General features: G+C 44.4%; 27 protein-coding genes, 1 pseudogene and 1 riboswitch. Of the genes and pseudogenes, 26 read left to right on the top strand and 2 right to left on the bottom strand.

Features of this window, described 5'->3' with window-relative positions; translation table 11 throughout:
- Positions 1 to 6: 6 nt before the first annotated feature.
- The gene (locus tag CN378_RS21380; protein WP_098354519.1) at positions 7 to 561 is read right to left on the bottom strand and encodes a hypothetical protein; all 555 of its coding nucleotides are present in this window, start codon (positions 559 to 561) and stop codon (positions 7 to 9) included.
- Between the two features lie 97 nt (positions 562 to 658).
- On the opposite strand from CN378_RS21380, the gene CN378_RS21385 reads away from it, so the two are divergent.
- Complete coding sequence (locus CN378_RS21385) at positions 659 to 1,573, top strand: phosphatidate cytidylyltransferase (protein WP_098354520.1); 915 nt, start codon at positions 659 to 661, stop codon at positions 1,571 to 1,573.
- A gap of 50 nt (positions 1,574 to 1,623) precedes the next feature.
- Here CN378_RS21385 and CN378_RS21390 read toward each other — a convergent pair whose 3' ends face one another.
- On the bottom strand, positions 1,624 to 1,932 hold the full coding sequence (locus CN378_RS21390) for a hypothetical protein (RefSeq protein WP_098354521.1): 309 nt from the start codon (positions 1,930 to 1,932) through the stop codon (positions 1,624 to 1,626).
- A 172-nt stretch (positions 1,933 to 2,104) separates the two neighbouring features.
- Between CN378_RS21390 and CN378_RS21395 the strand changes: the two genes are divergently transcribed.
- From CN378_RS21395 to CN378_RS21515, 25 genes and pseudogenes are all read left to right on the top strand, one after another.
- A complete protein-coding gene (locus tag CN378_RS21395; RefSeq protein WP_098354522.1) occupies positions 2,105 to 2,386 on the top strand; it encodes a DUF6509 family protein in 282 nt (93 codons plus the stop codon).
- Between the two features lie 200 nt (positions 2,387 to 2,586).
- A complete protein-coding gene (locus CN378_RS21400; protein WP_098354523.1) occupies positions 2,587 to 5,115 on the top strand; it encodes a cyanophycinase in 2,529 nt (842 codons plus the stop codon).
- Between the two features lie 361 nt (positions 5,116 to 5,476).
- Positions 5,477 to 5,674, top strand: a complete 198-nt coding sequence (locus tag CN378_RS21405) for a hypothetical protein (protein ID WP_098354524.1) — start codon at positions 5,477 to 5,479, stop codon at positions 5,672 to 5,674.
- 129 nt (positions 5,675 to 5,803) lie between these two features.
- A complete protein-coding gene (locus tag CN378_RS21410) occupies positions 5,804 to 6,940 on the top strand; it encodes a sensor histidine kinase (protein WP_098354582.1) in 1,137 nt (378 codons plus the stop codon).
- Positions 6,937 to 7,536 (top strand): response regulator transcription factor, encoded by a 600-nt coding sequence (locus CN378_RS21415; RefSeq protein WP_098354525.1) that lies wholly within the window; start codon positions 6,937 to 6,939, stop codon positions 7,534 to 7,536. The genes CN378_RS21410 and CN378_RS21415 overlap by 4 nt, the downstream gene beginning before the upstream one ends.
- 269 nt (positions 7,537 to 7,805) lie before the next feature.
- Positions 7,806 to 7,913, top strand: a riboswitch (TPP riboswitch).
- A 118-nt stretch (positions 7,914 to 8,031) separates the two neighbouring features.
- Positions 8,032 to 8,739 (top strand): thiaminase II, encoded by a 708-nt coding sequence (tenA, locus tag CN378_RS21420; protein WP_098354583.1) that lies wholly within the window; start codon positions 8,032 to 8,034, stop codon positions 8,737 to 8,739.
- On the top strand, positions 8,732 to 9,310 hold the full coding sequence (locus CN378_RS21425; RefSeq protein WP_098354526.1) for an ECF transporter S component: 579 nt from the start codon (positions 8,732 to 8,734) through the stop codon (positions 9,308 to 9,310). Before tenA ends, CN378_RS21425 begins: the two co-directional genes overlap by 8 nt.
- Positions 9,311 to 9,317: 7 nt before the next feature.
- Positions 9,318 to 10,752: pseudogene (locus tag CN378_RS21430) on the top strand (ABC transporter ATP-binding protein).
- On the top strand, positions 10,749 to 11,552 hold the full coding sequence (locus CN378_RS21435; RefSeq protein WP_098354527.1) for an energy-coupling factor transporter transmembrane component T family protein: 804 nt from the start codon (positions 10,749 to 10,751) through the stop codon (positions 11,550 to 11,552). The pseudogene CN378_RS21430 and the gene CN378_RS21435 overlap by 4 nt, the downstream one beginning before the upstream one ends.
- The gene (locus CN378_RS21440) at positions 11,542 to 12,183 is read left to right on the top strand and encodes a thiamine phosphate synthase (protein WP_179885020.1); all 642 of its coding nucleotides are present in this window, start codon (positions 11,542 to 11,544) and stop codon (positions 12,181 to 12,183) included. Before CN378_RS21435 ends, CN378_RS21440 begins: the two co-directional genes overlap by 11 nt.
- Positions 12,167 to 13,279, top strand: a complete 1,113-nt coding sequence (gene thiO / locus CN378_RS21445) for a glycine oxidase ThiO (protein WP_098354529.1) — start codon at positions 12,167 to 12,169, stop codon at positions 13,277 to 13,279. Before CN378_RS21440 ends, thiO begins: the two co-directional genes overlap by 17 nt.
- The gene (gene thiS, locus CN378_RS21450) at positions 13,270 to 13,473 is read left to right on the top strand and encodes a sulfur carrier protein ThiS (RefSeq protein WP_098354530.1); all 204 of its coding nucleotides are present in this window, start codon (positions 13,270 to 13,272) and stop codon (positions 13,471 to 13,473) included. The genes thiO and thiS overlap by 10 nt, the downstream gene beginning before the upstream one ends.
- A 1-nt stretch (position 13,474) precedes the next feature.
- The gene (locus CN378_RS21455) at positions 13,475 to 14,239 is read left to right on the top strand and encodes a thiazole synthase (RefSeq protein WP_098354531.1); all 765 of its coding nucleotides are present in this window, start codon (positions 13,475 to 13,477) and stop codon (positions 14,237 to 14,239) included.
- Positions 14,236 to 15,258: a thiazole biosynthesis adenylyltransferase ThiF gene (locus tag CN378_RS21460; RefSeq protein WP_098354532.1), complete on the top strand. Its 1,023-nt coding sequence runs from the start codon at positions 14,236 to 14,238 to the stop codon at positions 15,256 to 15,258. The genes CN378_RS21455 and CN378_RS21460 overlap by 4 nt, the downstream gene beginning before the upstream one ends.
- A gap of 17 nt (positions 15,259 to 15,275) precedes the next feature.
- A complete protein-coding gene (thiD, locus tag CN378_RS21465; protein ID WP_098354533.1) occupies positions 15,276 to 16,085 on the top strand; it encodes a bifunctional hydroxymethylpyrimidine kinase/phosphomethylpyrimidine kinase in 810 nt (269 codons plus the stop codon).
- Positions 16,082 to 16,726, top strand: a complete 645-nt coding sequence (thiE, locus tag CN378_RS21470) for a thiamine phosphate synthase (RefSeq protein ID WP_098354534.1) — start codon at positions 16,082 to 16,084, stop codon at positions 16,724 to 16,726. Before thiD ends, thiE begins: the two co-directional genes overlap by 4 nt.
- Positions 16,727 to 16,834: 108 nt before the next feature.
- Complete coding sequence (locus CN378_RS21475) at positions 16,835 to 18,220, top strand: L-cystine transporter (protein WP_098354535.1); 1,386 nt, start codon at positions 16,835 to 16,837, stop codon at positions 18,218 to 18,220.
- Positions 18,221 to 18,390: 170 nt separating this feature from the next.
- A complete protein-coding gene (locus CN378_RS21480; RefSeq protein WP_098354536.1) occupies positions 18,391 to 19,164 on the top strand; it encodes an SDR family oxidoreductase in 774 nt (257 codons plus the stop codon).
- Between the two features lie 33 nt (positions 19,165 to 19,197).
- Entirely contained in the window at positions 19,198 to 20,427 is a 1,230-nt protein-coding gene (locus CN378_RS21485; RefSeq protein ID WP_098354537.1) for an acyl-CoA dehydrogenase family protein, read from the top strand.
- A 19-nt stretch (positions 20,428 to 20,446) separates the two neighbouring features.
- A complete protein-coding gene (locus CN378_RS21490) occupies positions 20,447 to 21,196 on the top strand; it encodes an SDR family NAD(P)-dependent oxidoreductase (RefSeq protein WP_098354584.1) in 750 nt (249 codons plus the stop codon).
- Between the two features lie 46 nt (positions 21,197 to 21,242).
- The gene (locus CN378_RS21495) at positions 21,243 to 22,838 is read left to right on the top strand and encodes a long-chain-fatty-acid--CoA ligase (protein ID WP_257141231.1); all 1,596 of its coding nucleotides are present in this window, start codon (positions 21,243 to 21,245) and stop codon (positions 22,836 to 22,838) included.
- A gap of 34 nt (positions 22,839 to 22,872) precedes the next feature.
- Complete coding sequence (locus CN378_RS21500) at positions 22,873 to 23,439, top strand: TetR/AcrR family transcriptional regulator (protein ID WP_098354538.1); 567 nt, start codon at positions 22,873 to 22,875, stop codon at positions 23,437 to 23,439.
- A 78-nt stretch (positions 23,440 to 23,517) separates the two neighbouring features.
- Complete coding sequence (locus CN378_RS21505; RefSeq protein ID WP_098354539.1) at positions 23,518 to 23,934, top strand: acyl-CoA thioesterase; 417 nt, start codon at positions 23,518 to 23,520, stop codon at positions 23,932 to 23,934.
- Between the two features lie 16 nt (positions 23,935 to 23,950).
- Entirely contained in the window at positions 23,951 to 25,033 is a 1,083-nt protein-coding gene (locus tag CN378_RS21510) for a phosphotransferase family protein (protein WP_098354540.1), read from the top strand.
- A gap of 13 nt (positions 25,034 to 25,046) precedes the next feature.
- Positions 25,047 to 25,820, top strand: coding sequence for an enoyl-CoA hydratase/isomerase family protein (locus tag CN378_RS21515; RefSeq protein ID WP_257141232.1), 774 nt, complete (start codon positions 25,047 to 25,049; stop codon positions 25,818 to 25,820).
- Positions 25,821 to 25,831: the final 11 nt, after the last annotated feature.

The following is a 25,831-nucleotide window of genomic DNA, read 5'->3' on the forward strand; positions in this document are numbered from 1 at the left end:
GGGATTTTATTTTGCCTTTTTCCGTTTGACCGGCTCATAGTCGAATAATTTCCCTTCATACAAAAGGTGCAGTTGGGGATGCTTCCTGAAATCCTCCGGGGTGATCAAGGCGGGCAGCTTATCCCATAGTTTGATGCCGGAGCGTTGAAGGACTTCTGCTACAAACTGAGAACAAAAATAGGAGTTGCTGAATTCAACAGGCTCATTCATCGATACCCCGAACACCCCCAAAAGATTGTAGAGAAATTTATTTCGACTTCTTTTAAATACATTCAATACACGCTTCATCTTTTCGATATGACGGCCGGTTACTTCCAATTGATAGATCACACACGTAGTTTGGGGGTATTTGCTGTATGTTCCTTGAAAGATATCCTCTTTCACGAATCCTCCATTTATCGGGTTGCTGGGGTGTTTGCGTCCAAAACTGTATAGCTCATTCAGTTCACGGTCAAACGAGATCGACGCGTGATTGTAAGGTGCTTTCGTATATTTCTTGATGGACTTTGTAAACAGTGTTCCCGTATCTGTCAGTAAAATATAAATATATTTCCCCTGCATATCTCATTCCCTCTTTTAAAGTAGTAGAATTTCCCATATGCTTAATTATACAATAAATGAATCACTTGAATACGGTCATTTGATGAGGGGGATGAATATGGAATCAGCCATTTGGACTTTATGCATTATTTTTATAGGATTGCTCGTTGTGAATGTCTTATTTTTGCAGATTAAGAGAAATCAGAAGGAGAGAGACTTTTCAAGGATTTCCCTGAGGGTTAAAACGTGGTGGGGAATGTTTGTGGTCTTTTGTTTGGCCACCTTGTTCAATCCTGTTGTATCCATGTTATCTTTAATGGTTCTCTGTTTCTTTTCCCTCAAGGAATATTTCTCGATGATGAAAACCCGAAAAGCCGACCGGCGAATTTTTTTATGGGCTTATTTATCGATTCCGATTCAGTTTTACTGGATATATATTGGATGGTATGGGATGTTCATTGTGTTTATTCCTGTATACGTATTTTTACTTTTACCTCTGCCCAGGCTGCTGGGAAAGGGTACATTGGGCTTCCTTCGATCCGTAAGCTCTACTCAATGGGGGCTTATGCTCATGGTATTTGGTTTGAGTCACCTCGCTTATTATCAGGTTGCAAATCCTGAATTTGGTGCAAATCTTGTCCTTTACCTGGTCGTGCTAACTCAAGTGAATGATATCGTTCAGTTTGTGGTGTCCATCTACATTGGAAAGCGAAAGGTGGTCCCGACAGCTAATCCCGCCCTTACCTGGGAAGGTTTCTTTGCAGCGATCCTCGTTACCACAGGAGTATCCTATTTCATCTACCCATTCTTAACACCTCTTGATTTGAAATTCGGGATCCTTTCAGGGCTGATCATCGCCGTCAGCGGATTTGTAGGCAGCTTGACGATCTCAGTATTGAAACGGGATCTCCTCATCGGTGACCAAGAAAGATTTGCCGCCTTAAAAGAGAGCTACCTCAATCGCGTGGACAGCTTAGCATATACTTCGCCCATCTTCTTTCATATCATTCGTTATTATTTTGACTTCATGTGAAGAAACAAAGAGGGACGGACCTTGGTGAAGGTCCGTCCCTCTCTGGCTTTTTACTTATTTTTTGTGGTGCGCTCATTGATTTCTTCTGTCACCACATGGGCCAGGTCATCATTTCCGAATAGGGACAGGACACCGAGTAATGTGGCGTCTGGAATTTCTTCGGATTCTTCTTTGGAAACGGTCAAGTCGATTCCTTGCTGCAGTGCAGGATTCTTTCCTTGATGAGGGTAGGCCCTTCGATAAAGTTCAGCGGGATCCAGGTCATGATTCACACACCATTGTGCAAACACAAGGATCATCATATGTTCGTCCTTCTGATAATTTCGGATGATTTTTTCTTGCATTTCTTTAGAGTTCACTTCATATCTCTCCTTACACGATGACTCTATCTGTATTATAGCGAAGTTTTAGAAGGAAGCCTATTCATATCCTTTTTAATGCAGATACTGAATACGTTTTTAAATGAGTAAAGTTAGGTGTATAATAAGAGAATGAAAGAAACATGTTTCACATTGAAAGGAAGTTAGATGAATGAATATTACCAAGCACCATGCTGAAGAACTGAAAGATCCTACAGGTATCTTAAGTGGAGATCGTTATGAAGTGATTCTTGATATCGAAGTACCCGAGGATGATGAACTGTATTCAGAACAGGGTATTTATATAAAAGCCATTTTTGTTCGGGACGAGAATGGAGCAAGGCTCGTACAATCTGCGATTATTGAAAGAAACACGGAGTCCTTCCTGGACTTTGAATTGGAAGAAGACGAAGAGAGACTCCTCCTTGCCTACTGCGTGGAACATATTGCGTAAAGTGATTCGAAAGCATCATCCCCTTCATTTCTGAAGAAAGGGGTTGATGCTTTTTTATTATTGGGTAAAAGTCTGGGTGGCCAGAAAGGTCCAATTAGAACCCATTCTTGTGTTTATGACTGATAATTCAGAGATTTCAGAGTTGGCATGGAATTTGCATGTTAACTTTATGAAAGAGTGAATGGAAGGGAGAATGGTTGATGATTGGTTATTGGGGAAAATTGAAAAGAGGAATCGTTGTATTGACTGTTTTGGCAGTGATCGGCAGTATGGCTACTACTGGAATCATGGCCAAAAAGAATGAAAAGAACATTAAAGGGAACCTGGTGATTGTCGGCGGGGCATTAGGGAGCAGTAACTCGGATGTGTATGAAAAGTTCATTGAATTATCCGGAGGAAAGAAGAAAGCCAAGATAGGGATCATTCCCTCCGCTTCAGGTTCTATGAAATCTTCCGTTCAATTCAAAGAAGATTTGATGTCATATGGAGTGGATGAAAAATCCATAGAAATCCTTCCTTTTTCTTCTCATGATTTCGAAGGGACAGAAGAGGATGAAAGTGAATGGAAGAAAAACGCTGAAAATCATCACATCACCAAAAGGATAAAAAAACTCACAGGCATTTGGTTTGTCGGTGGTGACCAGCTGAAAATCACCGATACATTGATGAAAGAGAATGGGGAAAGAACAAAAGCTCTGGAAGAAATATGGGGTATTTACAGGAAAGGTGCCGTACTTGGCGGGACAAGCGCCGGAGCCGCCATCATGAGTGACGTGATGATAACGGGTGGAGACAGCTTAGGGGGCCTCCGTCAGGAATTTACAACAGAGGACGTATCTAATCCTGAAGATGAATATGCACCAGTCTATATTGAGAAGGGACTGGGATTCTTTCAATGGGGGATTGTCGATCAACATTTCAATGAACGCTCCCGCCTCGGCAGGTTAGCCGCCACGGCGTTACGTTACAAAACAGCTGATGATTTAGCCTATGGAATCGATGAGGATACGGCGATGGTTGTGAACAATCAGGAAGGGACCATTTCCGTATTGGGTAGAACCAATGTGACCATTGTAGATACTTCAGGCTCAACTACAACCGAAAACGGGATCCGTGATCTTGATATCAGTTATCTCTCACCGGGTGATGAGCTACAGGTGAAAACGAAAGAATTCACCATAGCTGAGGATAAGCTTGAAACAAAGGACTATGAATATTACAACTTTAAACCTCTTCCGGCCACCGGGGTCTTATCGTCTTACGGGACATTGCCGCACTATCTTTCTTATTCGTTGGTAGACAATGAAGCGGTAGAAGAAGTATCCAGCTATCTTTATGATAGTAAAGGAAATGGTTTTGAGCTTATATTCAAACAAACGGATGAAACGAATGGCTACTGGGGTTATCAGGATGGTCAAAAAGATTCCTACTCCATCCTGCATGTGAAAATGGATGTATCTCCTGTGAAAGTCAACTTTAGTGGGAAAGATCGGCTGAAACAAGACTTTAAGGAATCTACGCTCGACGTTCCCGAGAGTTCTTTTGATCCTGAAACAAAAGGAAGCTTGGTGATCGTCGGTGGGGCTTTAGGCAGCAGCAATGAAGAGGTTTATAACGCATTCATTAAACGTGCCGGTGAAAATGGAAAAATCGGGATCGTCCCGGCAGCAAGTTCCAGTTTGAAGTCCTCACATGCCTTTAAAGAGGATTTGACCTCATATGGCGTACCGGCGGAAAACATCGATATTCTTCCTATATCCAATCATGACTTTAAAGGGACGGAAGAAAATGAAAAAGATTGGATGGACAATAAGAATGACCCTGGTCTTGCAAAACGCATCCTGGAGTATGATGGGATCTGGTTTGTGGGAGGCGATCAAACGAATATCACACAATCTTTATTGAACGAAGACGGAACGAAATCACAGGCGCTCAGCAGTATGTGGGAAATTTACCGAAATGGAGCGGTCCTGGGTGGTACAAGTGCCGGAGCCGCCATCATGAGTGATGTGATGATTGCAGGCGGTGGAAGCTACGACACACTATCAAAGGGGTTTACGGAAAACTATGATGGTATGTCCCAGCAAGAAGGCGGACCAGGGTACCTTGAGAAGGGGCTTGGATTCTTCCCATATGGCATCGTTGACCAGCACTTTGATAAAAAAGCACGACTGGGCCGGCTGATTGCAACGACAGCAGTCTATGGAAATGAAAATGAGTTATCTTATGGAATCGATGAGGACACCGCACTGATCGTGGATAACGCATCCAAGACGGTTGAAGTAAAAGGAAGAGGTGGTGTATCACTAGTGGATTTAAGTCAGTCAGATCTGTCACCATCTACTCATGCGTATAAAGATATCCGTTTATCGTGGATCACATCAGGTGATCAATACAATGTAGAATCGAAAGAATTCTCAATCAGCGACCACAAAATGTCGACAAAAGGCTATGAATACTATAATTCTAGCACAGCGCCTCATATGGGAGTATTGACACCGCACGCGACACTTACAAACTATTTGAGCTACAGTCTCTTAGATAACGCTCGGCAGGATGAGGTAAAGAGTTACAGCTTTTCCGAGAAGGAAGGGTTTGAACTTACATTTAGAAAAGGAAGCGGAACAGAGGGGTTCTGGGGATATAAGGATGGAAACAAGGATGATTATTCATTCCTAGGTGTGGAAATGGATATCAAGCCGGTGGAAGTCATGATCGAAAACAATTAAATGTGGTTTGAACAGCCTGGGCCGTATGTGCCCGGGTTTTTTTCGGTATCCATAGATTTAGGAGCTATCCGCAAAGAGTGATGTTGTTTCTGAAGCCGATTATTCACATATGCAATCTAACAAGTCCCTGGTGATACTTTGAAAGTTGATTGGAGCGGAAGGTGCTCAACTCACGCCCCGCGGAAAGCGAGCACCTGGAGTGGAAATCAACCACTCTCGCTTCTTTAAGAGCAAAAATGCGGCATAATGTTTTAGTTTAATATGACATTTGAACTGTATATATCACTTGTAGCATTTGATATACTAGTGATAACAAAGTGATAGCAGATGATATCATCATGATAGGAAAGGGGTGCGAACCTTGTCAGATCAAGGAAAAATGCAGCTTAATGTAAGGGTTGATAGAGAAACGTCAGAGAAATTGGATGAAATCGTAGAATATTATCAACAGAATACAAAAATTGGAAGAATCTACAAAGGTGATGTCTTAACAGACATCATTCACAAATCCTATGAGGTCATGGAGAAGCAAAAAAGAATTCAAAATCGGAAATACTAGTCACTGATTACAGAGCCGTTAAAGGTATACAATTTCTCATGGTCTACATATGAAAATCAGGTTCATCTATGTAATAATATAGGAGACATAGTCAAAATTTTGAAAGCAAAAGAGGTATTCAGCATGCAAATGCCGAAAAAAATAATCAATATCCAAAGAGGCTCAGGGATATCACCATACATATGGAGCATCATCAGCATCCTGCCCTTTTACTTTATCTTTCAGTCTTCTTCAACGATTGAAATTGCCGTCGGGATCTCTTTGACCATCGCTTTTTTTATCTCTTTACGTTTTGCTTTTATTTCGAAGGATTGGCCGGTGTATTTATGGACATCGATATTGATTGCGATTTCCATCACCATGACCATTCAGTTTAATTTCATCTATTTCGCTTTTTACATTGCTTACTACAATGGGAATATAAAAAATCGGGTTGCTTTTTTGACCCTTTATATCATCCATCTTGTACTGACGACTGCTTCCATCAACTATAACTTCGTTCTGCAGGATGAATTGTTCCTGTCTCAATTTCCATTCATCCTGATCATCTGGATCAGCGTCATCCTTCTGCCCTTCAATATCTATAATCGGAACAAACAAGTACAGCTTGAAGACCAGCTGGAAGATGCAAACAAGCGCATTTCGGACCTTGTCAAGCAGGAGGAACGGCAGAGGATTGCTCGGGATCTTCATGATACGCTGGGACAGAAGCTATCTCTGATCGGTTTGAAAAGTGATCTGGCCAGGAAATTGGTGTATAAAGATCCAGAACAGGCACGACATGAATTAAAGGATGTTCAGCAAACGGCGAGAACCGCTTTGAGTGAGGTAAGAACGATGGTTTCCCAGATGAGGGGAATCCGTTTGAAGGATGAGATTGTCCGGATCAAGCAGCTTTTAAAGGCGGCTGAAATCGAATTCCGCATGAGTGAAGACATTTCCCTCCCTCAATCATCACTCTTCATGGAGAATATTTTAAGCATGTGCCTAAAAGAGGCTGTCACGAATGTGGTTAAGCATAGCAAGGCCTCTTACTGCGAACTCATCTTTGAAGAATCCGATAAAGAAGTGACGATTGTGGTGAATGATGATGGTGTGGGGATCGGGAGTGACTATACTCAGTCCAAAGGCAGTGGTTTGATCGGGATGAGAGAGCGGTTGGAATTTGTCAACGGGAGCCTTGACATCGTTTCGGTGGATGGTACCACCTTGATCATGCGGGTTCCGAAAGTAATCAAGCAGACAGACAGGGAGGGAATGGAATGATTCGAATTGTGATTGCGGAAGATCAGCGGATGCTGTTGGGCGCATTGGGGTCTCTACTGAGCCTTGAGGATGATATGGAAGTGGTAGGAAAAGCAGGCAATGGAGAAGAAGCCATTTCCCTCGTTCATGAATTGAAGCCGGATATTTGTATCATGGATATTGAAATGCCTGAAAAGACAGGACTTGAAGCGGCAGAGGAATTAAAAGGGGAAGATTGTAAGGTGATCATCCTTACCACCTTTGCCAGATCAGGCTACTTTCAGCGGGCATTAAAGGGTGGCGTGAAAGGGTATTTGTTGAAGGACAGTCCAAGTGAGGAACTGGCGAACTCTATCCGGCTTGTGATGGATGGTAAGCGTATCTATGCACCGGAGCTGATGGATGATGTCTACAGCGAAGAAAATCCACTCACAGACCGTGAAAAAGAAGTACTCGAGCTCGTTGCCGATGGAAAGAACACTAAGGAAATCGCCGATGAACTAAAGCTTAAAACAGGTACGGTCAGGAACTATATCTCCACCATACTCGACAAGCTGGAAGTGAAAAACCGAATCGAAGCCATCACACAATCCAAAGAAAAAGGATGGTTTAAATAAAAAGAGGGACGGACCTTTTTGAAGGTCCGTCCCTCTTTTTTATAATTTTGCATGATATTGAATGTTTATTTGGATTTGATCGGGATGTAGAAACGAACAGACGAAATTTTTAATAAAAAAATATATCATAACATTTAACTTGCATGACCTTTTGCTGTCATTGAGTTCGACAGCCATATGGAATCCGATTAAGAATGATGGTATTGTTTTTTTATGTTGACAACTCAATGAATCATGATACGATAGCATCGAAAACAAAATTTCATAAGACGATCCACTAGGGGTGCCTTCGAAAAGGCTGAGATTAAAGTGTGACTTTAAGACCCTTTGAACCTGATCTGGTTGAGACCAGCGGAGGGAAGTGGTGTTTGACGGTCGCAAAGAATACAATACTATCATTCTGATCTCAAGCCACTTTCTGTATGCTGTATGCATAATGGAAAGTGGCTTTTTTTGTTGCCCATTTCGGGTCGTCTGGAAAAGGAGCAGGAAATCATGACATTTTCATCAGTGTTACGAAACGAAGTCAATGACATTTGGGACGCGAGCTTCTCTCACCCTTTCGTCAAAGGGATCGGGGATGGAACGCTCCCTATCGAGAAGTTCAAGTACTACCTCTTGCAAGATGCCTATTACCTTTCACATTTCTCGAAGGTGCAGGCACTTGGTGCGGCAAAAGCATTGGACTTACATACGACATCACGAATGGCATCGCACGCTGTAGGGACCAATGAAGCAGAGCTTTCACTTCATGAAAATTTCTCCAAGAGATTAGGCATCACGGAAGAAGAAAGAAATAATTTTAAACCAGCCCCTACAGCCTATGCCTATACGTCACATATGTATCGTTCCGCGCGATATGGGGGACTGGCCGATATCCTGGCAGCGATCCTCCCATGCTACTGGCTTTATTATGAGATAGGGGAACGCTTGAAATCATGCACACCGGAAGAGCCTGTTTATCAGGAATGGATTAAGGCATACGGTGGGGAGTGGTTCAAAGAGATAGTTGAAGAACAGATCCATCGGCTTGATGAATTGGCAGAGACCATGACCGAATGTGATAAAGAAAGAATGAAGGAAAATTTCATTTTGAGCAGCATTTACGAATGGCAGTTTTGGGAGATGGCTTACACCCTTGAAAAATGGCCGTTTCACCATGCACTGGGTGCAGGTAAAGAAATGAGTGAACAACATGTCTAAATTAAAACTGACAGACATTTTAGTGACGGTGGTCATTTCCATCATGTTCGGTGTCATCTATAAGCTTTGGGGGCCAATTTATAACTTGTTAAAACCAATCGGCTTGCATGCGGATCAATTCATCTATGGAATGTGGTTCATGGCTGCCACAGTAGCATTCTTGATCATCCGTAAACCGGGCGTCGCCCTTTTAGCCGAAATCGCCGCTTCTTCTGGAGAGTTCCTCATGGGCTCTGAATGGGGACTCGAGGTCCTTTTATTCGGAGTCATTCAAGGGTTAATGGCAGAATTGATTTTCTTCGTGACGAAATATAGACGCTATGATCTTTCGATTATATGTTTTGCAGCGGTCGGGTCAGCATGTGGCTCCATCTTCATGGATTACATGAAAGGGTATATGGGGGATTTGGTTTTTTGGAATTTGTTATTATTTGTGGTTGCGAGATTACTGGGGTCCATTGTCATCGCAGGTGCAGGTTCTTTTTATTTGGTCATGGCCCTCGAGAAAACCGGAGTCACAAGTCTAGTCAGACGTGCAAGTCAGGATGATTACGATGTATTGAACCAGTAAAGGGGTGATGCTTATGCATGTCGAAAACCTTCGACTTACATTTCCAGGATCGGAAAAAAAGCTGTTTAATGATGTCAGCCTGTCAATCAATGAAGGGGAGAAAGTATTGCTATTGGGGCCATCAGGATGTGGTAAATCAACCCTTCTCCACGTTTTATCAGGGGTGATCCCCCGATCTGTGGATGTTCCCATGAGAGCCTCAATATTGGAGGTATCTGATTCTTCTGGCTATGTATTTCAAGATCCGGACTCGCAATTTTGTATGCCCTTCGTGGATGAAGAATTGGCCTTCGTGCTGGAGAATTTGCAGACTCCCCGTGAAGAGATGAAACGAGAAATACGACGGCTGCTATCGGAGGTGGGACTGGAACTTGAGGATCCCCATACGAAAATCTCAACATTATCAGGGGGCATGAAGCAGAAATTGGCCATTGCTTCTGCGCTTGCCATGAGACCCGATACTTTGTTCCTGGACGAACCGACTTCATTATTGGATGAGGGAAGTACAAAGTCTGTCTGGAAAACAATCAAAGAGATCTGTTTAGATAAAACCCTGGTGATCGTAGAGCATAAACTTGATCACGTTCTTAACATGATCGATCGAATCATTCTTTTCGATTCAAATGGAACCATTATGGCGGATGGAGCGAAAGAGTGGATCCTGAACCATTACAAAGATATGTTGAAGAACTTGGGTGTCTGGTACCCGGGAGCGTGGGAGGAGTATCTTTCATCCCGTCAAATGAGGGAGATTCCCTCGTTCGGACCCGTGATTGCAAGAATGGAGGACTTCAAAGGCTATATTCAAAAAAAAAGAGAAGATTCATCTTCCTCATGGTTCGATTCGTAAAGGGGAATGGATTGCCATTACAGGCAGGAATGGTGCAGGGAAGTCAACGCTACTGCACAGTCTAATGAAATTCATTTATACAAGCGGGACGTACGAATTAAACGGACTACAGGTGAAAGGGAAAAAGGTTCCCAAAGAGTGTGCGTTCGTTTTTCAAAATCCCGAATTACAGTTTGTCACCCATTCCGTTTATGACGAAGCAGCCTATAGTTACCGGTTAAAGAACTTGAATGAAGAGATTGTGGAGAGAAAGGTTTATGAGCTGCTTGAACGATTTAACCTTCGTTCATTTAAGCAACATCATCCTTATTCGTTATCCGTGGGTCAAAAACGCAGGTTGAGTGTAGCAGCATCCATCGTTCCCAAAAAGGAGATTCTGTTATTGGATGAACCAACCTTCGGACAGGACGCTCATCATACATTCGAACTGATCGAGATGCTTCAGGAGTTACAGCGTGAAGGCGTCACCATATTGATGGTGACTCACGATATTAGAATCATCCGACACTTCGCAACCAGGATATGGACCATTGAAAAAGGAAGATTGGTTCAAGATGTGGATGTAGAAGCAGAGAGGAGTGAAGCATTATGAATATGGAAATCGTTCATAAACACACATGGCTCCATCACATTAACCCGAGTATGAAATTGATCGTGATGATCACACTTTTTCTATTTTTACTATTCGTTCATTACCTGAACTGGCTTGTGTATTTGACGTTGTTCGCTTTCCTCTATTTGTGGTGGTTCTCTGGATATTCTAGGAGGTTAGTGCTATTGATGGTCCAGCCATTTTTCCTTGTCTTTCTCTCCACGGCATCCTCGATGATCATGTTTGGGAAAGGAGAGACGACGTGGCTTACCTGGGGGATGATCCAAGTGACAGAGGAGAGTTTTTATAGAGGAATTCATATAGGATTGAGGGCATTCTTATTCGCTATATTAGGCCTCTTAATTGCTCTTACGACGAGACCTGTCCTGCTGTTTTATTCACTTATGCAGCAATTGGGTCTTAAGCCGAAGTATGCTTATAGTTTTATGGCCGGTATAAGGCTGATCCCCATCATGATGGAAGAATTCACTACCATTCGGAATGCCTTGAGAGTAAGGGGCACCCGTGAACGACAGGGCTTTAAGAAACGATTGCATAACATTCCGTCCTATTCCGTCCCCTTACTGGCACAAAGTATCAGGAGGGCTCACAGAATTGCAGTTGCCATGGAAACAAAAGGATTTGAAGGTGATGGGGAGAGAACCTATTTCTACAAAGTCGGATTTTCGAAATTTGATGGCTATTTTATCGGGAGCATCATACTCATGATTTTCGTTAGTTACGTCCTTTCTAATTATCTACCACTATTTCCGACGGGAGATGTTCGCTATGGAAATTGAAAACAGAAGACGACTACACGTCATTTCCACTGGTCAGCAATCAAGGGAAGAATTGGTCAACATCTCGAAAACCATTCACCCCTATCTCGATATGCTTCATATTCGTGAAAAAAGCTGGACAGGTGCGGAATTGATTAAAACCGTTGATGAATTAACAGCTGCCGGTATTCCGTTAAGGAAGCTGTGCATCAATGACCGTGCAGACATCGCTTATATGAAACACGCGAGAGGAGTCCAGCTTTCACATCATAGTGCTCCTGTAAGTCTTGTGAAGGAACGTTTTCCAACTTTGAAAATCGGGTCATCCGTGCACAGCATGCAAGAAGCACGATTGGCATGTGAAGAAGGAGCAGATTTTCTTCTATACGGGAATGTTTATGAAACAACGTCGAAACCAGGGAAGAAAGGCACTGGGATTGTCAATTTGGAAGAAATCGTTTTGAGCATTCCACTTCCGGTTATCGCCATCGGGGGTATGACACCAGGGCGAGTTGCAGATATTGTGAGAACCGGTGTTAAGGGTATCGCGGTATTATCAGGTATCTTTCTTGCAGAAGACCCTCTTGAAGCAGCACGGGCTTATTATCAGGCAATCCATAAGGAGGGGAAACAGCTTGGCGAAACAATATGATGTATTGATCGTAGGTGGAGGTGTGATCGGCTGCTCCATTCTGTATCAGCTTTCCAAAAGAGGAAAAAAAGGATTGCTGATCGAGAAGAAACAATTGGCATCCAGAGCTTCAAAAGCTGCAGCGGGAATGCTAGGGGTTCATACGGAGCTGAACGGGGGAAGCCCCCTCTATCGCCTGGCTCAGAACAGCAGGAATATGTACCCTGATCTTGCACAGGAATTAATAGAAGTAGCAGGTATGGATATTGAATATATGGAAAATGGGATGGTCAAAGTAGCAAGGACAGAGGAAGAGGAACAGAATTTATTAAGTGCTGCTTCGGAAATGGATCAGGATGAAGGGGTCGAATGGCTACCCTCTCCAAAACTCTCAGCCTTCGAACCCCTTCTCTCTAAGAAGGCGACAGGCGGTTTGTTCATTCCACGTGATGGGAACGTCTCGGCCCTAAAGCTTACAAACGCGTTGGGGCTTGCGTCAGTCAGATTAGGCGCTGAAGTCAAGGAGTATACGGATGTCTATGACTTCATCGTTGAAGGAAGCAGGATAACGGGAGTCAACACATCCCTCGGTCCCTATTATGCTTCTGAAATAGTCGTTGCCGGCGGTGCTTGGAGTCAATCTCTAATGCAGAGGATCGGTGTGACTCTTCACGCTTTTCCGGTAAAAGGGGAATGCTTTTCGGTGAAATATTCCCGGAAATTGGTGGAGAGGACCATTTTCACTGAAGGATGCTACATTGTTCCAAAGGCGGGAGGGCGATTTCTAATTGGAGCAACAGAACACCCTCATACCTTTGATGAAACCATTTCCGTAAGCGGGTTGATGAGTTTAATGAAGAAAGCTACAGATCTTTTACCAGACTTGATCCATGCTGAGTGGGAACAAGCCTGGTCAGGTATACGGCCACAAACACAAGGAGGACTTCCCATCATTGGAAGGATTGAAAAGTGGGAAGGGCTTTCCGTCGCAACGGGCCACTACCGGAATGGTATTCTCCTTGCTCCCATCACAGGGGTCATGATGGCTGACCTGTTGGAAGGCGAAGAGAACCAATTACTACATTCACACGGGGGGAGTTTTAGAAAGTGGAAGTAAAGATAAATGGACAGCTGGTTACCGTGCCAGACAATGTCATGACGATAGATGATCTTGTACACCATTTCAAACTGAAGAATCGAACGGTTATGGTTGAACATAATCACATCATTTTACGAACAAACGAACATGAAAAGGTCACAGTTGCTAATGGAGATACCATTGAACTGGTCCAATTTGTAGGAGGCGGTTGATATGTTGAAAATCGGAAACCATTCATTTCATTCGAGATTCTTGTTAGGGACAGGGAAGTATCCTGATTTTGATATACAGAAGGAAGCGGTCGAGGTTTCTGGAGCAGAAATTCTTACGTTCACGGTAAGGAGAATGAATATATTCGAGCCCAATCAACCAAACTTCTTGGAAAAACTCGACTTGGAGAGCTATTCGTTATTACCGAACACGGCTGGCGCAAAAACTGCGTGCGAAGCGGTGAGGCATGCACAGTTAGCCAGGGCGTCGGGACTTTGTGACATGATTAAGGTGGAAGTCATCGGATGTGATAAGACATTACTGCCCGATCCAATCGAAACTCTGAAGGCAACGGAAGAATTGATCAAAGGAGGATTTACGGTACTCCCATATACTTCCGATGATGTAGTTCTTGCGAGAAAGTTGGAAGAGCTGGGTGCACATGCCATTATGCCCGGTGCATCCCCGATCGGGTCGGGGCAGGGTATTGTGAACCCCGTAAACCTTCGTTTCATCATTGAGCAGGCAAAGGTACCGGTCATCGTGGATGCCGGAATCGGATCCCCCGCTGATGCTGCTTATGCTATGGAGCTTGGTGCGGATGCTGTGTTGTTGAACACGGCGGTATCACAAGCGAAAGATCCCGTCAAGATGGCCAATGCCATGAGGCTTGCGATCGAAGGTGGCCGTTTTGGATATGAAGCCGGAAGAATTCCACGAAAGCGCTATGCTTCAGCCAGCAGTCCGATGGAGGGGATGAGTGTTTGAATGAGGAGAGATATTCAAGACAAATCTTATTTTCACCTATTGGAAGAGTTGGCCAGGAAAGAATAAAGGATAAGCATGTGCTGGTCATCGGCGCAGGAGCTTTAGGAACGGCGAACGCGGAAGTCCTTGTTCGCGCCGGCATTGGAAAGCTGACGATCGTGGACCGTGATTACGTCGAATGGAGCAATCTGCAACGACAGCAGCTCTACAATGAACAAGATGCAAGAAGCCGGCTCCCGAAGGCAATAGCTGCCAAAAAGAGACTGGAAGAAATCAATTCAACGGTTGATATTGAAGCACATATTCTGGATATCATGCCTGAAGAGTTATTGAACTTGGCCCTGGGTGTGGACTTGATCATCGACGCTACAGACAATTTTGAAACGAGGATGATCATGAATGATGTATCCCACAAACGTTCCATCCCCTGGATCTATGGAGCATGTGTAGGGAGCTATGGGATTTCATTCACGATTCTTCCCGATGTCACACCGTGTCTTCACTGTTTAATCGAAGAAGTGCCGCTGGGGGGATTGACCTGTGATACGGCAGGAATCATCAGTCCAGCCGTCTCACAGGTGGTTGCCCATCAAACGACAGAGGCCCTAAAGATTTTGGTGGAAGACTATGAATCTCTCAGTCATAAGGTCGTCTCTTTCGATTTATGGAAAAATGAACATACTTCACTGGATGTGAGGAAGTTGAAAAGAGAGGAATGTCTATCATGCGGCACTCATCGGACGTACCCAAGTCTTCGATATGAGAACCAAACCAAAACGGCCGTCCTATGTGGACGGGATTCCGTGCAAATACGGCCTTTATCAAGGGAGTCCATGGATCTCTTGGACATTTCAAGAACACTTGAGAACCAAGGCAAGCAGGTGGAAAAGAATCCTTATTTGATCCGATTCAAAGTCGATTCCCTCCAAATAGTCTTATTTTATGATGGACGGGCGCTTGTTCATGGAACGAAAGAAATTAAGGAAGCAAAATCAGTTTATCATCGTTATTTTGGGTGAAGGAGGAGTGAACACAGATGGTGCATAAAGCGTTGACGATTGCAGGGTCGGATAGCGGTGGGGGAGCCGGCATTCAGGCAGATCTAAAAACGTTTCAAGAGTGTCATGTCTATGGGATGTCTGCCATTACAGCCGTTACAGCTCAAAATACAAAAGGGGTGCAGGCTGTATATCCATTGTCGGCATCAGTAGTCTTGGAACAATTGACTTCCGTAGCGGAAGATTTACCTCCCCAAGCCGTAAAAACCGGAATGTTAGTGAATGATGAGATCATTGCTTCTGTTGCCGATTTCGCCAACTCCTCTGGATGGGAGAAGCTTATAGTGGATCCTGTTATGATTGCGAAAGGGGGAGCTTCTTTATTAGAAGACAATTCCATAGAAACATTGATCAATCGCCTGATTCCGGTTGCTTACGTCATCACGCCCAATATTCCTGAAGCAGAAGCTTTAACGAAAAGAGAGATACGGAATGTAGATGATTGCCGGAAAGCTGCGGAAGACCTATACATGATGGGGGCAAAACATGTGATCATTAAAGGCGGTCACCAGTCACAATCGCAATCATCATATGCCACTGACATACTTTATGACGGTAAAGAATTTTATGAGTTTACGAGTCCAAGAGTCTCTACACCCCATACCCATGGAACAGGTTGTACATTCTCTGCGGTCATTACGGCAGAATTGGCAAAAGGGAACACCGTCTTTGACTCAGTCCAGACTGCCAAGGAATTTATCACAGCTGCCATCTCACATTCACTCGGGATCGGGAGTGGACACGGGCCAACGAATCATTGGGCCTACCATGAAGGGGTGAAAATATGAATCTTAAAAAATGCTTAAAGCTATATTTCGTGATGGGCAGTCAAAATTGTGAAAGATCCCCTGCCCGAGTATTGGAAGAGGCACTCTCAGGCGGAATTACCATGTATCAATTTCGTGAGAAGGGGGGTTCTTGTTTGAAAGGAAAGCCCATGATGGAGCTGGCCCTTGAACTCCAGCATTTATGCCAAAAGTACAGTGTTCCCTTCATCATCAATGACGATGTGGAGCTAGCCTTGTTATTGGACGCAGATGGTGTACATATAGGGCAAGAAGACGAATCCGTTGAGGGAGTCCGTGAAAAAATCGGGCATAAATTTCTTGGCGTGTCAGCCCATAATGTTGAGGAAGCCAGGCTCGCATTAGAGTCAGGTGCGGATTATCTGGGGGTCGGCCCGATGTTTTATACGACAACAAAGATTGATTGTAGAATCGTTAAAGGACCCAAGGTGATTGAATCCATAAGGGCAAAGGGAATCCATCTCCCCTTGGTCGGGATTGGTGGGATCCATTCCGGGAATGTCCATGAGGTAATGGAAGCAGGTGCAGATGGTGTAGCGGTCGTCTCAGCGATTTCGAAACGACCAGAACAAACTCGTTCGCTTTTTCAATCGGTCCAGGATAGTCTTTTACAATCGATGTAGATGAACTTTTATCGGACAAAGCAACATATCTTGCCCTCCCCAATCATACTATACAGTAGACCCCGGTCTAACTTGTATCACCATCAACGATAAGAGGGAGGGTTTTGAATGAATGTCTGGTTTGTTTTGTTGAACATTTTGGTGTTTCTTGTTCTCATTGGTGTACTATTTCATATGCAAAGAAAAAATGTTTCGTTTTCAAAACGGGTGTTTGCCGCGCTCGGACTGGGAATTGTTTTTGGTCTCGGTTTACAGTGGGTGTATGAGGCAGGAGATGAAAATGTCACCCAATCGATTGAATGGTTCAATATTGTCGGAACGGGTTATATTAAGCTGCTTCAAATGATTGTCATGCCCCTCGTGTTTGTGTCGATATTATCGGCTTTTACAAAATTGAAACGATCTTCTAATCTAGGGAAAATTTCTGTATTGATCATCGGATTGCTTGTCGGTACGACTGCTGTGGCGGCTGCAGTGGGAATCGCAACAACCGCGGCATTCGATTTGGAAGCCATCCAAATCGATCAAGGAAATGCAGAAGCAGCAAGAGGTATTCAACTGGAGGAGCGGGCAGCGGCTTTAGAAGGTCAAAGCTACCCTCAGAAAATCCTGGAGCTCCTGCCTCAGAATCCTTTCCTTGATTTGACCGGAGAAAGAGCCACGTCGACCATAGCTGTTGTGATCTTTGCAGCCTTCATCGGTGTCGCCTATTTAGGGGTTCAGCGTAAGGAACCAGATGCGGCGGATTTCTTCAAAAAAATCGTGGAGTCCATCTATGCAGTCGTGATGAGAATCGTGACTCTCGTATTGAGGTTGACGCCATTCGGTGTGCTTGCCATCATGGCGAAAACAGTCGCTCTGAGTGATTTCGATGCCATCATGAAACTGGGTGAATTTGTAGGTGCGTCCTATATCGCCCTTATCATCATGTTCTTGATCCATTTGATACTATTGACGCTTACGGGACTGAATCCGGTCACATACGTGAAAAAAGTACTTCCCGTATTGGCTTTTGCCTTTACGTCCAGGTCTAGTGCCGGGACACTCCCACTTAACATTCAAACCCAGAAGAATAAACTGGGTGTATCAGAAGGGATTGCCAACTTTTCGGGATCTTTCGGATTATCCATCAGGCAAAATGGATGTGCCGGTGTGTACCCGGCCATGCTTGCCGTCATGATCGCACCGACGGTTGGCATCAATCCATTTACTCCTTCATTTATTTTCACGCTCATTGTCGTCGTTGCCATCAGTTCCTTCGGTGTTGCCGGAGTTGGCGGTGGTGCTACCTTTGCCGCTATCCTCGTCCTCTCTGCCATGGATCTTCCGGTGGCGTTAGCGGGTCTTTTGATTTCAATCGAACCGTTAATCGACATGGGCAGGACAGCCGTTAATGTGAGTGGTGCAATGACTTCGGGTATCATCACGAGTAAGGTAACGGGAGAACTGGATACGGAGACCTATAATAAAGAAATGATTGAAGCTGAAGCTTAAATGTCAGGCCGGCTCATCCTCCAATGAGCCGGTTTTTTAAATGGATAATTTTTTCTTTTTAAGAGTTTATGATTGAAAATTCAGACTATATTATTTACTATAGAAGTAACATACCGACCGGTTAGTATCTTTGGTGTGTGAATGACTGTATGACATAGGGAGGCAGGAAAATGCATGTAAAAGAATTGTTTGATTTATCCGGTAAGGTGGCACTGGTGACTGGTGGCGGCAGGGGTCTTGGAAAGCAGATCGCGACCGGTTTTGCGGAAGCAGGGGCAAATGTTGTTGTCTGTTCGAGAAATGTAGAAGCATGTGATGAAGTCAAAAAGGATTTAGAGGGTTTGGGCGTTCAAGCTCTTTCATTTCAGTGTGATGTCACGGATCCGGAAGACGTCGCGAAGGTTGTGGATGAAACCGAAAAAGTGTTTGGCCGCATAGACATCCTGGTGAATAACAGCGGAGCTTCGTGGGGGGCACCTGCAGAAGAAATGCCCCTTGAGGCGTGGCATAAAGTCATGAACGTAAATGTGAATGGAACCTTTATTATGTCACAAACCGTTGGAAAGCTGATGTTAGAACAACAGTCAGGAAAAATCATCAACATCGCTTCTGTAGCAGGGCTTCAAGGAACGGACCCAAGGTATATGGATGCCATCGGCTATAGCACAAGTAAAGCAGCGGTCATCAATTTCACCAAGGACCTTGCCGTGAAATGGGGATCACGTGGAATCCATGTTAACGCAATCGCACCAGGCTTCTTTCCGACAAAGATGTCGAAGGGAATCCTCTCCCACGCAGGAGAAGCCATTTTAGAAGGCACGCCGTTAAATCGATTCGGCAGCGAAGATGATCTAAAGGGAGCGGCTCTTTTCCTTGCTTCCCGTGCATCTGATTTTGTAACGGGTTCGGTTCTTGTAGTGGATGGCGGCTCATCAGCGATGTAATCAGATTATTTTTAATAAGGAAGGGTGGATGTCATGGAGTTCTCCTATTCTCCAAAAGTACAAGAATATCAAAATAAACTCTCCCGTTTCATGGAAGAGTTCGTATACCCGAATGAATCACTTTACGAACAGCAATTAAACAGGCAAAACAGCCGCTGGAGTTCAGTTCCGCCCATCATGGAAGAATTAAAAACCGAAGCAAGGAAACAAGGGTTATGGAATTTATTTCTACCGGATAGTGAGTATGGGGCTGGATTAAGTAATGTGGAATATGCACCGCTTTGCGAAATCATGGGCAGGTCATTGATCGGTCCGGAAGTATTCAACTGCAACGCACCGGATACAGGCAATATGGAAGTGTTGGAGCGTTATGGCACCCCTGCCCAAAAGGAGCGTTACCTGATCCCCCTCCTAAATGGTGAGATCCGCTCCTGTTTCTCGATGACGGAGCCGGAAGTCGCTTCATCAGATGCCACAAATATCAAGGCAAGCATCGTTCGGGACGGGGATGAATACGTCATCAATGCCAGGAAATGGTGGTCTTCCGGCGCTGGGGATCCCAGGTGCAGCTTCTCCATCTTAATGGGGAAAACAGACCCTGATGCAAGACGACATGACCAGCAATCGATGATCATCGTCCCTTTGGACGCGGAGGGTGTGAAAATCGAACGGATGCTGCCTGTCTTTGGATACGATCATGCTCCTCATGGTCACGGGGAAATCACCTTTACCGATGTGCGGGTGCCTGTGGAAAATATGATCTGGGCGGAAGGGAAAGGTTTTGCCATTGCGCAAGGCCGATTAGGACCAGGCAGGATCCATCATTGCATGCGTTTGATCGGTGCAGCGGAAAGGGCACTTGAAGATTTATGTAAGCGTGTTCAAAACAGGGAAGCATTCGGAAAGACGCTCTCAAGTCAGGGGGTCGTCATGGAATGGATCGCTGATTCACGTATTGAAATCGAGCAGGCACGCCTTCTGACCATGAAAGCCGCTTACATGATGGATACCCTCGGGAATAAAATGGCCAAACAGGAAATCGCGATGATAAAGGTAGTGGCCCCTTCCATGGCGTTACGAGTGATAGACCGGGCCATTCAGGGATTTGGGGCTGCCGGGGTATCAGGGGATCATTCAATGGCCGCACAATGGGCGAATGCCCGTACATTACGTCTTGCCGACGGTCCTGATGAAGTACATCGTGCCCAACTCGCAAAATTAGAACTGAAAAAATATCAAAAAGCCTCTCCGGTAGAGAGCTAGGAAGAGAGAGTGATTGAATATGAGGCTATCGGGAAGGGTTTCAATCATCACTGGAGGAGGCGGTGGAATAGGACGTGCGACCGCTTTAAGATTTTCTGAAGAAGGGGCGTCAGTCGTCGTGGCAGATCTGGATGAATCGAGGGGGGAGGAAACGGTAAGACTCATCAGGGAAAAGAATGGCCATGCATTGTATGTAAGGACGAATGTCAGAGACAGTGAAAGCATGCAAGAGCTCGTACATAAAACGGTCGAGCATTTCGGAAGTTTGGATATCCTCGTTAACAATGCCGGAATCGGGCAGTCGGAAGTCAGGAGTGTCGATTTGGAAGAAACGGAATGGGATGATGTCCTTGATACCAACTTAAAGAGCATATTCCTTGGCATGAAATATAGCGTACCGGAACTGATGAAAAAGGGCGGGGTCATCGTGAACGTTTCGAGTCTTCTGGGTTTAAAGGGGAGAAAATACGTATCAGCTTATAATGCGGCAAAAGGCGGAGTGGTATTGTTGACGCAAAATGCCGCATTGGAGTACGGAAAAGATCGTATACGGGTAAATGCTGTAGCTCCTGGAGTCATCGATACAAACATCATTGAGGGGTGGAAACAGGATGAAAGGAAATGGTCGGTGATTTCTCGATCGAATGCCCTCAGGAGGATTGGAAACCCGTATGAAGTGGCATCAGCGATCTTGTTCCTGGCATCGGATGATGCCTCCTTTATCACCGGTTCCACGTTATCTGTTGATGGTGGTGGATTGATCTATTAGAACCATACAGTGGCAGCTGAATAATCAAAACGGAAGGAATGATTTTGTGACATCTAAATCCTGGCACGTTCATTATCCTGAATCGTTCGACACTGATATCCCAGCAATTGATTTCTCAATACCCCAAATGCTTCAACAAACCGTGTCAAGTTACCCTGATTACCCATGTATTAGTTTCTATCAGAAGCGCATGACATATAGTGACCTTCAAGATGCCGTTACATTGTTTTCCTCGTCCCTCCAGCATATCGGGGCGAAGAAAGGAGATCGGGTGGCCATCATGCTCCCTAACTGTCCCCATTATGTCATTTCTTATTATGGGATCCTTACCATTGGCGGGATTGTTACGCAGGTGAATCCAATGTCTGTGGAAAGGGAACTCATACATTTACTAAATGACTCCGGGGCGGAGACTATCGTTGTATTGGACCGCTTTTATCCAATGATTCAATCCATTCAAAAGGAAACAAAGGTGAAAACGATCATTGTCGTCAGTTTTCAAGGGGAAAATCCTTTCTCTGACTATACATTTGAAGAGTTTCTAAAGGTGGGAGATGGAAGCAATTCTGACATATCAATACACCCAGAAGATGTGGCCGTCCTTCAATATACAGGTGGAACAACAGGCGTGTCCAAGGGTGTGATGCTCACACATAGCAATATCCTTTCAAATGTCATGCAAAGTCAGCTCTTTTTTAAAGAAAGCATTCAGACAGGGAAAGAAAGAAGTTTGAGTGTGATTCCCTTCTTTCATGTATTTGGAATGAATTCATGCATGAATCTTTCCATCTATTCTGCAAATGAAATGATCCTGCTGCCACGGTTTGAGCTCTCAGAAGTATTATTAACCATTAAAAGAGAGAAACCCACTTTGTTCCCTGGAGTTCCGACCATGTATGTGGCGATTACGAATCACCCCTCTGCTGAAGAGTATGGAATTCATTCAATCAAGCTTTGTAACAGCGGCAGTGCCCCCATGCCTGTTGAACTATTAAACCAGTTCGAGAAGAAAACAGGGGCAAAGATATTGGAAGGGTATGGTTTATCCGAAGCCTCCCCGACGACCCACTGTAATCCCGCCTTCGCAGAAAGAAAGCCCGGGACTGTGGGAATCGGCCTCCCGTCTACAGATTATAAGGTAGTGGACTTAGCGACGGGTATGAAGGAAGTACCTCCAGGAGATATTGGAGAGCTGATCATCAAAGGTCCCCAAGTCATGAAGGGATACTGGAATTTACCTGAAGAAACCGCCCACGCCCTTCGTGATGGATGGCTATACACAGGGGATATTGCCCGGATGGATGATGAAGGGTATGTATCGATCGTGGATCGAAAGAAAGATATGATCATTGCTTCAGGATATAACGTGTATCCCCGGGAAGTGGAAGAAGTGATTTATGAACATCCCTTAGTACAGGAAGCGGTTGTGATCGGGGTCCCTGACTCCTATCGGGGAGAAACCGTGAAAGCCGTGATTGTCTTAAAGGCTGGGGAAAAGGTGTCAGAACAGGAATTGATCAGGTTCTGTCAGGAGAATATATCTTCATTCAAAGTCCCAAGGATCATTGAATTCCGGGATGAACTTCCAAAGACGAGTGTAGGCAAGATTTTAAGGAGGGCCCTCCGGGAAAATGTGATATAATTCAGGTGATATTTGCAGATTGAGGGGACTTCATATGAAAGAAAAAATGACAGAACAAGCAGTACGTTTATTCGATCAAAAAGGCTTTACCGTCACGTCCATTCAGGATATCGTCGAATCCATCGGGGTAACAAAAGGAACATTCTACTATTATTTTTCGAGTAAAGAAGAGCTTTTAAAGGAAATTCATGTGAGATATATAGATGGCTTATTGTCCAAGCAGGAAAGAATCCTGGAAGATGACAGTAAATCTTTCCGTGAGAAACTTTTTGACATCATTCATCTTTCCATCGTGGACATCAAAGAACAGGGAGCCAGTGCCAAAGTCTTTTTCAGGGAGATGAGACACTTAAGCGATGAAAGCTTGGACCAAATCGAACCCAAACGGGATATGTACCGCTATAATATTGAAAAGCTCCTGAAAGAAGGAAGAGAGTCCGGAGATTTCCGAAGCGACTTTGACGTTTCCGTTGTAGCCTTTGGAATACTCGGCATGATGAACTGGAGCTATCAATGGTATAAGCCTGGTGGGGCGAAAACGGATAAAGAAATAGCAGGAACATTTGTCGATATGGTCTTAAAAGGAATTGAAACAGAATAGAGGGGAGAAGCGGTTAGTGCTATCCTCTTCTCTTAACATACCGACTGGTTAGTATTTATGATGAAAGAAGGCGGATATATGGATTCTATCACCGTAAAGAGCAGGTTCTGCGAAACAGATGCACTGGGGCATATCAACAATACCACTTACTTTGTCTATTTAGAGGAAGCGCGAATTAAATTCTTTCAAACCATCGGATTCGATATGGACGTGAAGGATTGGCGGTTTATCCTGGCTTCCACCAAATGTGACTTCGTATCACAGGGTTATTTCAATCAAGAACTTGTGATCACCACCTATGTTTCCAAAATCGGATCCAAGAGTTTTCAGTTAGACCATGATATCCTGTGTGCGGAAACTCATCAACTGATCGCAAGGGGAAACGCGGTCATTGTGTATTTTGACTTTCAGGAACAACGCAGCAAAGCAATCCCTGACCTGTTAAAAAACCAGTTAAACACTCATTTACGTTTTGAGAAAACTGAATATTCTTGAATCTAGGAGGGGTAAAATGACCGTGCGGATGGAAAATGAAACGGTTTCAGTCAGAAAAGGAGAAGAATTAAATGAAAGCAAATTACATGACTTCCTGGTTGAGCATTTCCCTGATCTGCAACAAGAAAAGTTGAGTATTAAACAGTTTTCTGCAGGTCACTCAAATCTAACGTATTTGCTTTCAATGGGAAAATGGGAAGGGGTTTTGAGGCGCCCCCCATTAGGGCCCGTCGCACCAAAGGCACATGATATGAAAAGGGAATTCAGGATCCTTTCAGAGATCCACCCTTTATTCGACGTTACACCAAAACCCTATGTATTCTCTGAAGATGAAGGGATAGTCGGAAGCCCCTTCTTCATCATGGAACGAAAAAGGGGGGAAGTATTCGATACATCATTTCCCCCACATCTGGATGTGACACCTGATGTATGCAAGAGAATCTCGGAAGAAATGGTTTCAAGATTGGTTGAGCTTCATTCCATTGATCATACCAAAACCTCATTACACGAAATCAGCAGACCCGAACACTTTATGGAGAGACAGGTTCACGGGTGGATCAATCGCTATGAACGTTCCAAGACAAGCGAGATTCGTGAAGTAGATCATCTGACACAGTGGCTGATCAAAAACGTTCCGGAAAATGCTGAGTCCACGATCATTCATTATGACTTTAAATTAAACAATAGTATGTTTTCTGAAGACCTGACATCCATGGTGGGATTATTCGATTGGGAGATGGCGACCGTCGGAGATCCCCTTGCAGATTTGGGAGTCGCTATGGGGTATTGGATCCAGCAAGATGACCCTGAATTGTTGAAATACGGCCTCGGAAAGCCTCCGGTTACCATCATGGACGGTTTTTACAGCAGAAGAGAGTTTATCGAAGATTATGCTAATAAAAGCGGCAGGGACGTGAACCACATTCATTTCTACTTGTCTTTTGCCTACTTTAAGCTCGCGGTTATTGTGCAGCAAATTTATTACCGTTTTAAGATGGGGCAGACAAATGATGCCCGTTTTTCGGGGTTCGATCGGTTTGCCGCGTCTTTAATTACCCTGGGTAATCAGGCAGCATTTGATTTCAGGGAAAAAATATAAGGGGATGAATAGGATGCAATCACTATTAGTCGAAAAGAATGACCGGGTGTTGAATGTAACCTTAAATCGACCAGACAGCTTGAATTCTTTTGATGAGTTCATGCTTACGGGATTGATAGAAGCGTTGGAAGAGGCTGGACGGGATCAAGAGATCAGGGCGATCGTGATCCGCGGAGCGGGAAGGTCATTCTCTGCCGGTGGCGACGTGAAAACGATGGGAAGAGCAACGTCTGCCCAAGTCTATGAACATATCGGAATTCTGAATTCATGTATCAAAGCCATCAAAACAATAGAGAAGCCGGTCATTGCCGCCGTCCATGGTTTCGCCGCAGGTGCCGGATTTAATTTAGCACTGGCCTGTGATTTAATCATTGCCACAGAAACCAGTCAATTTGCACTGAGCTTTTCTAAAGTAGGGCTCATTTCTGATGGAGGGGGTTCGTATTTTCTCCCACGGTTGATCGGTCCTCATCTTGCAAAGGAGTTCTTCTTTACTGGAGAACCTGTGTCAGCCAGGAGAATGTATGAATTAGGGGTGATTAATAGACTGGTGGCGGCTGATAGTTTGGAAGAAAAAACAGATGAGCTGGCTGCTACATTATCTTCGGGTCCGAGCAAAGCCTACGGAATGATGAAAAAAATGATTGATCGTTCATTCACCACGACCCTGGATGAAATACTGGAACAGGAAAGAATCACTCAAACGTTGATGATTTCAACGGAAGATCATGCAGAAGGAGTTTCAGCGTTTAAAGAAAAAAGATCCCCATCCTTTTCGGGGAATTAGGAGGAGTATCG

The sequence above is a fragment of the Bacillus sp. AFS015802 genome (assembly GCF_002561455.1).
In the GTDB taxonomy this organism is placed as follows: Bacteria; Bacillota; Bacilli; order Bacillales; family Bacillaceae_B; genus Rossellomorea.